14 protein-coding genes and 4 pseudogenes are annotated in these 13933 nt (G+C 65.0%); 10 read left to right on the forward strand and 8 right to left on the reverse strand.

What is annotated here, in order from left to right; translation table 11 throughout:
* Positions 1–318: 318 nt before the first annotated feature.
* Positions 319–696, reverse strand: coding sequence for an enoyl-CoA hydratase/isomerase family protein (locus YO9_RS0105385; RefSeq protein WP_223286147.1), 378 nt, complete (start codon positions 694–696; stop codon positions 319–321).
* Between the two features lie 296 nt (positions 697–992).
* Between YO9_RS0105385 and YO9_RS0105390 the strand changes: the two genes are divergently transcribed.
* Complete coding sequence (locus YO9_RS0105390) at positions 993–1538, forward strand: GNAT family N-acetyltransferase (RefSeq protein WP_223286151.1); 546 nt, start codon at positions 993–995, stop codon at positions 1536–1538.
* Positions 1539–1559: 21 nt separating this feature from the next.
* Here YO9_RS0105390 and YO9_RS0105395 read toward each other — a convergent pair whose 3' ends face one another.
* From YO9_RS0105395 to YO9_RS0105405, 4 genes are all read right to left on the reverse strand, one after another.
* The gene (locus YO9_RS0105395; protein ID WP_223286148.1) at positions 1560–2267 is read right to left on the reverse strand and encodes a TetR/AcrR family transcriptional regulator; all 708 of its coding nucleotides are present in this window, start codon (positions 2265–2267) and stop codon (positions 1560–1562) included.
* A 46-nt stretch (positions 2268–2313) separates the two neighbouring features.
* Positions 2314–2910 carry an N-acetylglucosamine-6-phosphate deacetylase gene (locus YO9_RS17035; protein WP_223286149.1) on the reverse strand — a complete coding sequence of 199 codons (597 nt, stop codon included), beginning with the start codon at positions 2908–2910 and terminating at the stop codon, positions 2314–2316.
* A 77-nt stretch (positions 2911–2987) separates the two neighbouring features.
* Entirely contained in the window at positions 2988–3515 is a 528-nt protein-coding gene (locus YO9_RS17040) for a hypothetical protein (RefSeq protein ID WP_223286150.1), read from the reverse strand.
* Complete coding sequence (locus YO9_RS0105405; protein ID WP_016996572.1) at positions 3512–4279, reverse strand: FadR/GntR family transcriptional regulator; 768 nt, start codon at positions 4277–4279, stop codon at positions 3512–3514. The genes YO9_RS17040 and YO9_RS0105405 overlap by 4 nt, the downstream gene beginning before the upstream one ends.
* Positions 4280–4530: 251 nt before the next feature.
* Between YO9_RS0105405 and YO9_RS19745 the strand changes: the two are divergent.
* The 9 genes and pseudogenes from YO9_RS19745 to YO9_RS0105430 all read left to right on the forward strand — a co-directional run.
* Positions 4531–4914, forward strand: a pseudogene (locus YO9_RS19745) (sodium:solute symporter family transporter); the annotation flags it as partial.
* Between the two features lie 85 nt (positions 4915–4999).
* Positions 5000–5593, forward strand: coding sequence for a sodium:solute symporter family transporter (locus YO9_RS19750; RefSeq protein WP_262925593.1), 594 nt, complete (start codon positions 5000–5002; stop codon positions 5591–5593).
* Positions 5590–6117, forward strand: a complete 528-nt coding sequence (locus tag YO9_RS19755; protein ID WP_262925594.1) for a sodium:solute symporter family transporter — start codon at positions 5590–5592, stop codon at positions 6115–6117. Before YO9_RS19750 ends, YO9_RS19755 begins: the two co-directional genes overlap by 4 nt.
* Before the next feature lie 10 nt (positions 6118–6127).
* Complete coding sequence (locus tag YO9_RS0105415) at positions 6128–6940, forward strand: dihydrodipicolinate synthase family protein (RefSeq protein WP_317259757.1); 813 nt, start codon at positions 6128–6130, stop codon at positions 6938–6940.
* Positions 6941–7064: 124 nt separating this feature from the next.
* Positions 7065–7289 (forward strand): annotated as a pseudogene (locus tag YO9_RS21400) (ROK family protein); the annotation flags it as partial.
* Between the two features lie 71 nt (positions 7290–7360).
* A pseudogene (locus tag YO9_RS21405) lies at positions 7361–7495 on the forward strand (ROK family protein); the annotation flags it as partial.
* Positions 7486–7869, forward strand: a complete 384-nt coding sequence (locus tag YO9_RS19765) for an ROK family protein (protein WP_396350728.1) — start codon at positions 7486–7488, stop codon at positions 7867–7869. The pseudogene YO9_RS21405 and the gene YO9_RS19765, both read left to right, overlap by 10 nt.
* A gap of 112 nt (positions 7870–7981) precedes the next feature.
* On the forward strand, positions 7982–8671 hold the full coding sequence (locus tag YO9_RS0105425) for an N-acetylmannosamine-6-phosphate 2-epimerase (RefSeq protein ID WP_016996576.1): 690 nt from the start codon (positions 7982–7984) through the stop codon (positions 8669–8671).
* 179 nt (positions 8672–8850) lie between these two features.
* On the forward strand, positions 8851–9465 hold the full coding sequence (locus tag YO9_RS0105430) for a glucosamine-6-phosphate deaminase (RefSeq protein ID WP_396350727.1): 615 nt from the start codon (positions 8851–8853) through the stop codon (positions 9463–9465).
* 133 nt (positions 9466–9598) lie between these two features.
* On the opposite strand, the gene YO9_RS0105435 is transcribed toward YO9_RS0105430, so the two are convergent.
* From YO9_RS0105435 to YO9_RS0105445, 3 genes and pseudogenes are all read right to left on the reverse strand, one after another.
* Positions 9599–12340 carry a beta-eliminating lyase-related protein gene (locus YO9_RS0105435; RefSeq protein WP_016996578.1) on the reverse strand — a complete coding sequence of 914 codons (2742 nt, stop codon included), beginning with the start codon at positions 12338–12340 and terminating at the stop codon, positions 9599–9601.
* Between the two features lie 150 nt (positions 12341–12490).
* Positions 12491–13403 (reverse strand): annotated as a pseudogene (locus tag YO9_RS0105440) (SMP-30/gluconolactonase/LRE family protein).
* Positions 13400–13849, reverse strand: coding sequence for an acyl-CoA thioesterase (locus YO9_RS0105445; RefSeq protein WP_016996580.1), 450 nt, complete (start codon positions 13847–13849; stop codon positions 13400–13402). The pseudogene YO9_RS0105440 and the gene YO9_RS0105445 overlap by 4 nt, the downstream one beginning before the upstream one ends.
* Between the last annotated feature and the right edge of the window lie 84 nt (positions 13850–13933).

Raw genomic sequence — 13933 nt, forward strand, 5'->3', positions numbered from 1 at the left:
GCGGCGGCCGCGTTGGCGTGTCGGGAATCCGTACGAGCGCGGCGACCAGATCGATAGCCGCCACCGGACCGGGGGCGGCACCCGTGCCACGCGCGCTCGGCCTTCGCCCGGGCGGCGTCGACGGCTTCCTGCCACGCGGCGTCGTCATCCGATGTCTTACGCGGCTCGTGCTTGCCCTCGAGTGCGTCGACAACCCACTGCTGCCACTGCTGATCCCACTCGGACGTACCGGGTGCGCGTCCAGAACGGCGTCCACCATGCCGATCTCGAGCGCCTGCTGGGGCTTGAGGTTCCGCCCGCGCATGGAATCGGTGACGATTACATCCAGGCGGCCTTGGCGCCGACCAGGTGCGGCAGCAGGTAGACGCCGCCCCAACCGGGGAAGAATCCGAGGTGGCATTCGGGCAGGCCGAGCTGTGCCTTGCCCGAGGTGGCCAGGCGGTAATCCGAGTGCAGCGCGAGCTCCATGCCGCCGCCCAGGGCCATACCCGTGACGAGCGAGAAGGTGGGCACCGGCATATCGGCGAGCACCGCGAAGGTCTCGTGGCCGGCCCACACGTAATCTTCTGACGCATCCTGCAACTGGGCGTAACGAATTTCCTTGAGGTTCGCCCCTGCTCCGAAGGACTTGGTGTTGCCCGTGACCACCACTGCCTCGACCGCGGGGGTATCGATCGCGGTGAGTTCGCGGCGCAACTGCTGAACCGCCTCAGACCCCCAGATGATCAGCCCGTTGGACGCCGTGGAATCCAGGCTGACCAGGGCAATCGGGCGCTCGCGCCGGGTAGGACCGGATAATCCACGGTGATGGTCACGGTGGAGGGGAACTTGGACTCGGTCACGCTGAACTCCTGGGTACTGAGGGGGTTGTGGCCCGTGCCACATCATCATCCCCCAGATTGCCCTGAGACTGCGTCTCACGTCAAGATATTGCGTTTCATTCGGGCGGCTTTCCAGGGTGTCGCGTCGATAGGCTGAACGGGATGAAAAACGTGCTGCCCTTGCGCTCACAGCGCCTGACTTTCCGCCGGCTCACCGAGGCAGATATTGAGCCGATGTACTCCTACCAATCCCGCGAGGATTACGCCGTGCATGCATGGCGTGGACCGCGGGACATGGACGATGTCCTAGGCATGGTCAAGGACCACATGGGTGAGCGTCGCTGGGCGGAGGACGGGGACCAGTTCCGCTTTGCCATCTCCCCGCATGACACTGAGGATCTGGCCGGTGAGATCGTTCTGACGCTCGCGGATGCCGAGTCCTCACAGGTCGAGATCGGCTGGGCACTGCACCCGGACCACACGGGCAAGGGCTACGCGGCAGAGGCCGCCTACGCAGCGGTTGACGCGGCCTTCCAAAAGCTGGGAGCGCACCGCGTATTCGCGCGCTTGGACAGCCTCAACGTGGCATCCGCCAAAGTGTGCGAGCGCATCGGCATGCGCCACGAAGCGACCCTGCGCGAGAGCCACTTCCAGCTGGGCGAATGGCGTGACGAACTGATCTACGGGGTATTGGTCTCCGAGCGCGAACTCGACTGACCCCGTCTCGTGACGAGCGCTTCATAGACCGAACGCGCCGTCTGCTCCGCGGCCTCTCGAGGATCGGCCCCCTCTTTGAGGACCACAACTACCGGCGAGGACGACGCCGCAGCCTCGGGTTGGCGAGGCCCGCTTGCGATCCGCCCGGCTCCCGCTGAAAGTCCGAATGCCGTACACAGCCAGCCGATGCGCTGATTGAGCCTGCAGCCAGCTGTTCACCGTTGTTGGACTCCGGATCCCGTAGCCACGTGCGCAGATAGGCGTTGTGTACGGCACCGTGGCCGAGGCCAGTGCCACTGCGGTGACTCGCTGATCCGCGTTTTCGGGGAGCACCCTGCGCAGGAATCCCTGAAAGAGGCGCTCATAGCGGTGCGACGTGGCCAGCTCCCTGTCCCGGAGACCCTCCACCTGCTGCAACAGGTGGTGCCGAGCAATGGCACGGTCCGAGTGATCCAGGTTGTGTCGGAACACCAGCTGCACACCCTCGGCCAATCCCGCCTGCGCGGTGAGATTCGGCCGACTCAACAGCTGCTCGAGGCGTTCCAAGTTGGAGGCGTGATCCGCGAAGACAATGTCTTCCTTGGAGCCGTACTTGCGGAAGAACGTGGCACGGCTGACCCCGGTGGCCTGGGCCAATTGGTCCACGGTGGTCGCGTGGTATCCCTGCGCAGCCAACAGGCGGATTGATTTGGTGACGACGTCTCCGGTCGTCCCGGGTGCGGTACTCATCTGGCCTCCTGCGAGATGGTAGTCCTTGCGGTGCTCGTCTGGTGCTTCAGTTCACTTTTTGACCCGCCACGTAGACACTTTCAACGGTCAAGTCCTGGCCGAGCACCACGAGATCGGCTCGCAACCCCGGAGACAAGCGACCGCGGTCTTCCCCCGCATTGATCGCTTGCAGTGGGGCTTGAGTGGCTGCGTACACCGCCTGCTCGAGGGGCAGACCCACTTCTTCGACCGCGCGTTTGACGGCGTGGTCCATAGTCAAGGTGGATCCCGCGATGGTGTTCCCCTCGGTCAGGCGAGCCACACCATCCGTCACAGTCACAGGGAGTGCGCCCAGTGTGTAGGCGCCGTCGTGCATACACGTGGCGGACATGGCATCCGTGATGAGCACGGTGCGCTCCGGGGCCGAGGCGAACAGCATGGCGATCACACCGGGATGCACATGGACGCCGTCGCAGATCACCTCGAGCGAGACTCCCGGGCTTTCGAGGGCGGCCACCACGGGCCCCGGCCTGCGGTGATGCAGCGGATTCATCGCGTTGAAGGCGTGGGTCAGGATGCCGGCCCCGGCACGGAAGGCTCGCAGGGCGCCGTCGTAGGTGGCGTCCGTGTGGCCGATCGCTATGGTGGCGCCCGCTTCGCGCAATTGCGCGATGGCCTCGGTGGCGCTGGGAAGCTCGGGTGCCAGAGTGAGCTGCCGGAGCGTTCCAGCCGCGGCGTCGATCAGCTGACCGACTGCCTCGGGAGTGGGCGTGACCAGCAGTTCTTCAGCGTGCGCACCCCGATGCCTGGATCGAGGAACGGGCCTTCCGCGTGCGAGCCGAGCACCACAGGATTTTCACGCGTGAGCTCTGCGGCCCATGCCAGCCGCTCGGCCATGGCGGGGACGGCATCCGTGACGAAGGACAGCAGGGAGGACGTGGTGCCGTGCTGTCGATGCACTTCCAAGGCCTTGAGTGCGGCCTCGGGGCCATCGTCGAAGGCGTAACCGCCCGCCCCGTGGCAGTGGATGTCAACGAACCCGGGGGTCAGCCAAGCACCGCTCAGATCAACCACGTGCGTTTGATCATTGACGCGTGTTTGAGCCAGGTCTGATCGGCCCCGCCCTGCTTGATCACTGACCAACCGCGAGCGCCAGGAGTCTCCAATGCCCTGGTCCTCGATCAGGCCGTCATTGAGCAACAGCCAACCGTCCCGAATGATCTGACGATCGGTGACCAGGTGAGCGTTGTGGAGCAGGGCGCGGCTCATGACTCAACCACTTCAAGCGCGCCTGTTCCCGGCCGCGACTCTTCGGTTGCTCGTTCGATCAATCGCCTGATGCCCACGAAATGGCCGCTGAGCAATCGGGCGGCCGCTGCGGAATCGCCCGCCCTCACGGCGTCAAGAATTGCTCGGTGAGCGGCGGCCGTGTCCGTGACATGCTCCGTGGTCTCCCCGGTGGGCGTCTCCACGCTCTGGTGGATGCCGCTGTAGACGTGCCAGAACGTGGTGAGCAGTTCGGCCAGGATCGCGTTGTCGATGGGCTCGAACAGGACCCGGTGAAAGTCCTTGTCCTCAACTCGAACCGTCTCTCCGCGTTCCGCCCGCGCTTCCATCGCGGAGACGATGGCATCCAACCGCTCCAGCCGTTCGGGATCCATGGCCTCGATGGCGCGTCCGACCAGGCCGCACTCGAGGGCTTCGCGCACGTCCACCAGTTCCTGTGCGGCCACGCCCGAACTCTGCAGGGACAAGCGGGCTCGGAATTCGAGGGTGCGCCCCAGCGCCGCGAGAGGGTGCCCCGCAACGAACGTGCCGTAGCCGTGCCGGATCTCCACGATCCCGACCGCCTGCAACATCTTGAGTGCCTCCCGCAGTGAATTCCGCGAAACGCCGAAGATCTCGCGCAGCTCGGATTCCGGCGGCACCGGATCCCCGACCTTCAGACCGCGCTCCAGGATCAAGTCCGTGATGCTCTGCTGCAATTGGTCCATGGTGTGACGACCGCGCGCAGGGGCAGCGAGTTCACTCATGAGTGCATTCTCCTTCGGTCGTCAGGCCGGGTTGGGTCTCAATGTATGGTGCCTCAAGTTTTTGTGAGGTAACGCTTCCGGCTCTGACCTGCTTTGTCACAACGTTCCCCCAAAACCAGCCCGGCGCTCTCTTGTGCGCTACCTCACGACCAAGTACATTTTAGACGTAGGACGTCCTACGTCCAATAGATCATCGAGGATCACCCGCGTTGTGAAGGGGTCGATCCCCGCGCCTCACGAGGAGGATTCTCATGGAAACCCCTGGACTCGGTGGACTCAACTGGGCCGTCATCATCGTCTACCTGCTGGGCACGTTGGCCATCGGCGTGTGGTTCACCCGCAAGGCGAGTACGGGCACTGACTCGTTCTTCACCGCCAACGGTCGAATTCCGGCCTGGGCGGCCGGCTTCAGTATTTACGCGACCACGTTGTCGGCCATCACCTACATGTCCACGCCGGAACAGGCCTTCCTGACGGACTGGTCCTATGCAGCCGGTAACGTGGCAATTTTCGCCATCATCCCGCTGCTGATCTGGTTCTACATTCCGTTCTTCCGCAAACTCAACGTCACCACAGCATACGAATACCTGGAGGAACGGTTCGGGCCAAGCATTCGAGTCATCGGCTCGGTGTTGTTCGTGCTGTTCCACGTGGGTCGAGTGGCGATCGTGATCTATCTGCCACCTGGCCATCAGCTCGGTCACGGACATCAATCCCGCTGTGGTCGCAGCAGCGGTTGGCGTGCTGTCGATCATCTACACGTTCCTGGGCGGCATCGAGGGCGTGATCTGGTCGGACGTGGTCCAGGGAATCATCCTGCTCCTGGGCGCGGTGCTCATCCTGGTTTTCGGTATCGCCGCCATCAACGGTGGCCTGAGCACCGTGGTCACGGACGCCGTCAATGACGACAAGTTCATCACCGCCACGAACTGGCAGATCGGTGGCGCCGCAGCCGCCATCCCCATCATCTTCCTGGGTTCGGTGTTCAACAACCTGCATCAGTACACCGCAAGCCAGGACGTGGTGCAGCGCTACCAGACCACCACCTCGCTCAAGCAGACCGCGCGGTCGCTGCTGGTCAACGGGTTCCTGGCGCTGCTGACCATTCCCCTGTTCTACGGAATCGGCACGGTGCTTTACAGCTACTACCAGCACTCCGGCAATCTACCCGAGGACTTCAACACCTCGGCCCTGGTCCCGTACTTCGTGGTGACCGCGCTCCCCGTGGGCGTGGCCGGCATCCTGATTGCCGCAATTTTCGCGGCCGCCAGTCAACCATTTCCTCCAGCCTCAACTCGATTTCCGCGTGCGTGACCGTGGACCTGCGCGATCGGTTCTTCCCCCGCAAGGACGGTCAAGCACGCAAGGGCGTGGGCTTCGCCCGCATGGTGATCGTCGTCTCCGGCGCATTCTCCGTGGCGGTTGCTCTCTACCTTTCCGCCACTGATCAGGCAGAGACCTGGAACCTGTTCCTGAGCATCACCGGCCTGTTCGGTGTACCGCTGGCCGGTGTCTTCGCATTGGGTATCTTCACCAAACGCGCGAACACCGTGGGTGTGATCGGCGGCCTGATCCTGGGTGCGGCCACGGCCTTCTGGGTCCAGCAGAACACCACGTTCACCCCGTTCGCCGTGTCCGCTGCTGCCTTCGTGGGAGCCGTGGTCTTCGGTTACATCATCTCCGCAATCGCGGGTGCGCTGCTGGGCAAGAACCCCCACGACGTGGTGCCCCTGACCATTTACGGCAAGAAGTCCGAGTACGTCCGCCGGACCTCCTCTCCCGTGGCCCCTGCGGGCACCCCGCTGGTCACCACCGAATCCAACGACACCGTCAAGTAAAGGAATCATCATGACTGCATTTCATGGAATCGTCCCGCCCCTCCTCACGTCCCGCACCACCACCGGTGAGCTGGACCTGGACAGCCTGAACGCGCTGGTCAATCACCTGATCGACGGAGGTGTGCACGGCATCTTCGCCCTGGGTTCTTCTGGCGAGACCCCGTACCTGACCGCCGCAGAGCGGGACCGAGTGCTGGCGGCAACTGTCGAGGCTACGGCCGGACGCGTCCCTGTGATGGTGGGCCTCAATGAGCAGTCCACCGCACGCGTTCTGGACGAGGCAGATCGCGTCTTGGCCATCGGTGGTGACGCCGCCGTGGTCACCACTCCCTACTACGCCCTGTCCGACGCCGCCGAGATCGAGCACCACTTCCGCGCTGTCGCCAAGCACGTGGATGTCCCGGTGTTCGCCTACGACATCCCTGTTCGCACGCACCAGAAGTTGCCGCTGGACGTGGCCATTCGGCTCGCTCACGAAGGCGTTCTGGCGGGCGTCAAGGATTCTTCCGGTGACGACATTTCCTTCCGCCAGCTCCTCCTGGACACCAAGGACCTTCCGGATTTCGCGGCTTTCACCGGTCACGAGGTGGTCGCCGACGGCGCTCTGCTGGGTGGTGCCGGGGGCGTGGTTCCGGGTCTGGGCAACGTGGATCCGGCCGGTTACGTTCGCATGTACGACGCCGCTGTGGCCGGTGAGTGGGCCGCGGTAGCTTCCGAACAGGATCGCTTGGCTCGGTTGTTCCGTATCGTCCTGGCTGCCACTCCCGGACGGTTTCCGCGGGTGCCGCCGGCCTGGGTGGTTTCAAGACGGCGCTGCAGTTGATGGGCGTCATCGCGTCCAACCGGATGTCGGAACCGTTGGTCCAGTTGGACGAGGACGAAACCGACGCGGTGCGCGAGATCGTGGTCGCCGAAGGGCTCCTGTGATCTCTACACCCGTACTTGCCGTGGATCTGGGCGGCACCAAGATCCGCGCCGGTGTAGTGGCCGGGGACAGAGTCACCGACCAGCGCTCTGCCCCCACCCCCGCGCGGCTCGGCGCGTCCTCGGTACTGGATGCCGTGGCAGATCTCGTGGCTCGAACACTGAGCGCCGCGGCCGCACAAGGTCAAACCCCCGAACTCCTAGGCGTGGGTTCAGCCGGGGTGATCGATCCCGACAGCGGCCTGGTCATCTCTGCAACCGATGCCTTCCGGGGTGGACGGGCACGAATCTCATCGACGAACTCGAGCGCCGAACACAGTTGTCCGTTCGAGTGGTCAATGACGTGCACGCACACGCCCTGGGCGAGGCAGCTTCCGGTGCTTCCGCCACCACGCGCGATTCGCTACTCGTGGCGGTGGGCACGGGAATCGGAGCCGGGCTCATCTGCAACGGCCACTTGGTGACCGGACGGAATTCGGCCGCGGGTCACCTTGGCCATATGCCCTCGAGCTTTGCGACAGGCTACCGTGCCCGTGCGGCGGGGTGGGCCACCTCGAAGCCATCGCATCCGGCCCCGCCGTACTGGCCGAGTATCGACGATCGGGCGGCCGAGCGACGTCGTCGTCAACGGCCGAGCTGGCGGAGGAAGCTCGTGACGGTGATGCGTTGGCTCGCGAGGCTTTCTCGAAAGCCGGCCGGGCTCTCGGATCGGCCCTGGGAGGTGTCGCCAACCTGCTGTCCCCGGAGGTAATCGTTCTGGGTGGCGGACTGGTCGAGGCCGGCGACCTGTGGTGGCAGTACCTTGAACAGCGTTCGCCGAAGAATTGATTCCAGCAGTACAAGGTTTGTCCCTGCGGCGAGCTGAGCTCGGCCCCGATGCCGCACTGTTGGGTGCCGCGACCCTGTGGGCCGGTACAGCGACCGAAGTGGAGAAGAGTCCATGACCTTCACGCAGCAACAGATTATTGATGCGCTGGCCGGCAGGCTGATCGTCTCTGCGCAGGCCTACCCCGGTGAGCCCATGCGGGATCCGCGCACCATGGCCCAGGTCGCCGCATCCGCGGTGCGCGGCGGAGCGGCGGCCGTGCGCGTCCAAGGCATTGCCGACATCCAAGCCGTGCGTTCCGCCGTGGAGGTACCGGTGATCGGGCTGTGGAAAGACGGGGACACGGGCGTCTACATCACGCCCACGTATCAGCACGCCTACGCCGTAGCACTGGCCGGCGCGCACGTAGTGGCACTCGATGGCACCCGCCGTCAACGTCCGGACGGGCTCACGCTCGCCCAGACGATCGACCGACTGCACGGCGAAACGAACGCCGTGATCATGGCGGACTGCGGAAGTCTCGACGACGCCCTGGCCGCCTCTGATGCCGGTGCTGACCTGGTCGGCACTACTCTGGCCGGTTACACGGACGAGCGGCCCACAACCGACGGCCCGGACCTTGAGCTTCTCCAGGTGATGAGCCAGGCTGATATCGGGGTACCGATCATTGCGGAGGGAAGGATCCATACTCCCGCCCAGGCGACGGCGGCGATCGAGGCCGGCGCCCACGCCGTAGTGGTGGGCACCGCTATTACTCATCCGACCACGATCACCTCGTGGTTCGTCAATGCAGTGGAGGGCTGAAACCGTGCGACTGGTGCTGTGCGAATCCGTAGCAGAGACGGGGCAGGTGGCCGCGGACATCTTTGCCGCGCGGATCGAGCAGGGTCCTGTGTGCTGGGGTTGGCCACGGGGAGTTCTCCGCTGCCGGTGTACCGGGACCTGATCCGCCGCTACCGGGACTCCGGCCTGTCGTTCGCCCAGTGCACCGCCTTCACACTCGACGAGTACGTGGGGCTGCAACCGTACGACTCGCGGTCATACAGGGCGACCATCCGCGACGAGTTCATCGATCACGTGGATCTGCCGCGAGTGCCCTGCACTCCCCCGACGCCGCAGACCCGGACCCCAGTGCGCTCCGCCATGCCGCCGCGGCCTACGAAGAGACGATCCGCCTGGCCGGTGGGATCGATGTTCAGTTGTTGGGGATCGGCGCCAATGGGCACATCGGCTTCAACGAACCGTCCTCGTCACTGGCCTCGCGCACCCGGATCAAGGCGCTGACGCAGCAGACTCGAAAGGACAACGCCCGGTTCTTCGGAGAGGACGAGACGGTCCCCAAGCTCTGTCTGACCCAGGGGCTCGGGACCATCCTGGACAGCCGTCACGCCGTGCTCGTGGCCCAGGGAGAGGGAAAGGCCGACGCCGTCGCGGCCGCCGTGGAGGGCCCGGTTTCGGCAGCGTGCCCGGCCTCGATATTGCAGATGCACCCGCACGCCACCGTGATTCTGGACGCCGCCGCGGCCAGCCGATTGCAGTACCTGGACTACTACCGTCACGTGCAGACGCTCAACGACGAACTGGGGCTACTGCCCTAGTTCATGTGGCCGGAGGAAACACGCGGGAAACACCTGGGATGAGCTGGTGACCGTCCTCGCACGGGCCGGAACTCTGAAACGAGAGCGCCGCGGGGCACTGTGCCCCGCGGCGTCGTCGTACCCGAAATCCGACCTACGAATCCCGCAGGACGCGATAGCCCTTGCGCGGGTCGTAACCGTGGATCTCGCGGGTGTCCAGGACGGCCATGAAGTCCAGGACGTCCGGGGAGATGACCTGGCCCGGCACGAGCACCGGGAAACCGGGCGGGTAGGGAGTCACGAAGCCGGCCGAAACGGGCTTCTCGCCGTTGGCCACACGCTCCCGCAGATCCTCGTGGGCCACGTGCTCCACCGACTTGCGGCGCTGGCCCTTGAAGAACGCGGCGCGCATATCGCCGTCCGGCAGCTCCTCGTCCGTGGCGTAGCCGGGCGCGAAGGAACTGAAGTCCGGCAGCGGCGGCATGGGGGTCTCGTCGATCTTGGCGGCGAGCTCGGGATCGAGTTGGGAGTTCTCGTCCTCGAAACGCTGCGCGAGCTTCACGAGCACCTCCACCAGGTATGCGATCGCACTGCGCGAGGTGCCGATGTTGGTCATGAACAGCACGGTGTTCCGGCTGGTCTTGTTGACCTGGATGCCATAGCGGTCCATGAGCAGGTCATGCTTGAACGTGTCACCGTCCACGCCGGTCCGGCTGATCTCGATGGTGATGCGGCTGGGGTCGACCACGAACTCGTCCGTGGTCCAGGCCTTCCACATGCTGGCCAATCCGTCCCGCATAGGCATGGGTCGGCCGACCTCGCGATTCTCCCGCGGCACCAGATCGTGGGCCGTGAGCACACGGAAGCTCCGGCGCAGCAGCGGGTGGCGTGCAATGGCCTGGGACAGGCTCGTGGCCAGGTCCAACTGTCGCTGCACGAGCTCGTAGCCCTCCAGCTCCACCTGGCGGCGTCCGATGTCCAAAGACGTGAGGATCTGATAGTTGGGTGAGGTGGAGGTGTGGGTCATGTACGCCTCGTGGAATGGCTCTTCTGCCTCGCGCACCCACTCGTCGTCGTGGACGTGGATCATGGAACCCTGTCGCAGTGCGGTGAGGGTCTTGTGCGTGGACTGGGTTGCGTACACGCGGATCTTGGCGTCCGGGGCGGGAATGAGCCGTTCTTCCAACCACACCTCGTCCGGCGCGGGGTTGCCCTGCTCGTCGAAGAGCCGCTTCTGCTGCTCTCGGTAGGCGATCTGGTGCGCCCTGCTCCCCAGCTTTTCCTTGAGGTGCGTGGCAGCCCACATGGCCGTCCGACGACGCGTAATGGGGTGGAAGGTCGCAAACGCGAACCACGCCTCGTCCCACAGGAAGACCAGATCGGGTTTGATGGCCAGGCATTCGGCCATGACCCGTTCGGGGTCGTAGACGATGCCGTCGAAGGTGCAGTTGGTGAGCGTGACCAGCTGGACCTCGTCCAGTCGACCAGCGGCACGGTAGTCCAACAGCATCTGCTTGATCCGAGACAACGGAACCGCACCGTAGAACGCGTACTCGTTGCGCGGGTAGGCCTCCAAGTAGCCAGGGCGCGCGCCGGTGAGGACCACCGCGTGGTGGTGGGACTTGTGACAGTTACGGTCCACGAGCACCACGTCATTGGGCGACAACAGCGCCTGGTGCACGATCTTGTTGGCGGTCGAGGTTCCGTTGGTCACGAAGAACGTGTGCTTGGCCCCGTACGCGCGAGCCGCGAGTTCCTGGGCCTTCTTCAACGTGCGCACCGGAGCCAGCAAGGAGTCCAGCCCACCGGACGTGGCCGAGGTTTCGGCCAGCAGCAGGTTCAACCCGTAGAAGTCCACGAGATCCTTGATCCACTTGGACCCCACCACGGAACCACCGCGGGCAATCGGCAGGGCGTGGAAAACACCCACCGGGCGGCGGGCATGCTCCTGGACCGCGGAGAAGAACGGAGTGTCGTACAGGTGGGACACCCGGCGCAGTAGAGTCAGGTGCAGTTCGAGCTTGTCCTCGCGCCGGAACACGCGGCGGAACCGGTGGGTCAAGGCGCCGGAAAGTCCCTCGATGTGGGCACCGGCCATGAGGTAGAGGTCCAGTTCTGGGCGCAGCGCGGCGAGAGTGTCGGCCAGGCGGAGCACTCGCTGAATCGACGCCAACGGGGTGCGAGCGGAGGCCGATTCCGGGCTCACCAGGTTGCGCGCCATCTGAATGGAGTTCTTGAGATCGCGGCTCAACGGCTGCCGGGAGCGCTCGCTGAATCCAGGACGGACCACGCACGCCAGGATGTTGGGGTTGGTCAAAACCGCCGCGACGGCGTCATCCGCAGAGGGCACGATCACGTACTCGTAAATGAAGTCATCGGCGGAGGAGCGCAGCCGCAGGCCTTCGGCACGCAGACCGTCACGGCCGGCAGCGGTGGTCTCGTCCACGATCAGGACTTCGAATCGAGGCCGCGGATCGGAATCGGGCGGCAGGTCCGAGTTCTCGGGATCGTCAGCATAGTCATCGCCAGCCGAGTCGGGCACGGTATCACCGCGGAGCCGGTTGACGACCCGTCCGATCCGCTCGAGCGCCATGTGGTAATCGCCGTGTTCCAGCATGTCTCGGATGGAGGCGACGTAGCGCTGGCCGAAACCGGCCCAGTACATCTCGACCGTTTCCAGAGCACGCAATGACCGCTGGAGTTCGCTGTCCGCGGCGAGGGCTTCTTTGTCCTCATTGCCGAGCGCAATCCGCTTCATGGCGAACCGCAAGTACTCCCACGCGTCACTGCGCAGCCGCCACGTGCTGGCGGGCATTCCGGGGTCCGGTTCGAGGATTCCGGTGGCACTCCCCCGACGGTTGTTCTGACCTTGGTGGTCGGTGGCCGGTGTATCCATCGAATTCCTCCGCTTGCTCCATTGCCTGCGCCGAACTGTTGAACGTTCATCCTATGTCCGGCCCGGCGGGGGCCCGCGGAAGATAACAGTTTGCGACCGCGACTCAGTCTCACGGACCGGTCTCAGCCGGTGCGGGTCAACTGGCCAACCTCAGCCCGCGAATCGTCCCGTGGGCAGTCCCGGAACCGTCACGCGCACCGAATACAAGGAACCGGCCGTGGGCTGCACGTCATTCGGCAGGTTCTCGCGCGAGGTCGTGATGTACAGCGTCCGCAAGTCCTGACCACCCAGCGTGCACGCGGTGGTCTGCTTGGCGCCCACGCTCACCACGGTGTCCAGGGCCCCATCCGGAAGGTAGCGATGCACCTGTCCGGCTCCGTTGAGCGCAACCCAGACCGCCCCTTCCGAGTCCACGGTCAACCCGTCCGGATTCGCGGACACGCTGCCGGGCTCGTATTCTTCGTCGCCGTCCCAGGCGCCGGCCGCGGCGTCGTCGTCGACGACCGGCCTCACGAAGGTGCGGCGATGGTGCAGGCCGTCCGCCACGGACCAGTCGAAGACCGAGACCTCGCCCGTAGGGGTGTCGTTGTAATAGGCGAGCGAGCCGTCAGGGGACACGCGATGCCGTTGGAGATGGTGACGTTCTCGAGCACCGGCTCCCACTCCAAGTCCGGCGAGACCCGGTAGAGCGTGGCCGAACCCTCGGACTGGTCGTAGGCCATGGAGCCGATGTAGAAGGTGCCGTCCGGGGCGATCCCGCCCTCGTTCATGCGAATCTCCGGCGATTCCCACAGGGTGACTTCGCGTTCGGGGTTGCCTGCAGCGTCCGTGAGGAGCACTCCACGCTCCACGGCAATGATCTGGCCACCGTTGACCCGCGGACGCACGCACGCGGCCACGGATCCCACGTGCTGACGGCGCGGCTGCTCGTCTCGACCGAACGTGAGAATGTCACCGGCCAGCATGTCGACCCAGGCCAGACCGTCCCACTCGGGGCTCCAGCACGGGCCTCGCCGTGGTAGACCCAGCTCGGGGTCAGTCGCTGCGCGCTGAGCCGGTTCACCGCTCGGGCCTGCGCAGCTCATGGACGATCGGCACCGCGGTAGTGGGAATGCGGTCGCGGTCGTAGGTGATCTCCGTGTACCCGTGCGGGGTGGGGCGGCCTTCCTTGTCCAGGTTCACGAACACGATCTTGTCGATACTCAGGATCAGTTCCCGGGTGATCATGTTCCGCACCTGCGCCCGCATGGTCAGTGACGTGCGGCCGAACTTGGTGGCGGTCAGACCCATCTCGATGATGTCGCCCTGCACGGCGGAGGCCACGAACTCGATCTCCGACATGTACTTGGTCACCGCACGCTGATTGCCCAGCTGAACGATCGCGTAGATCGCGGCTTCCTCATCGATCCACCGCAACAGCGACCCACCGAACAGGGTGCCGTTGGCGTTGAGATCTTCTGGCTTGACCCACTTGCGGGTGCGGAATGTGATGTCCGTGTGCGGCTGCATAGGTTCAGCTTAGTAAGCTCGCGCGGCGCGGTCGCGGGTTTCGAGCGCCGGTCTTGGCCGACGACGCCGCTCGCGGCCTTCGCG

Source organism: Kocuria atrinae C3-8 (genome assembly GCF_000286355.1).
In the GTDB taxonomy this organism is placed as follows: Bacteria; Actinomycetota; Actinomycetes; order Actinomycetales; family Micrococcaceae; genus Kocuria; species Kocuria atrinae_A.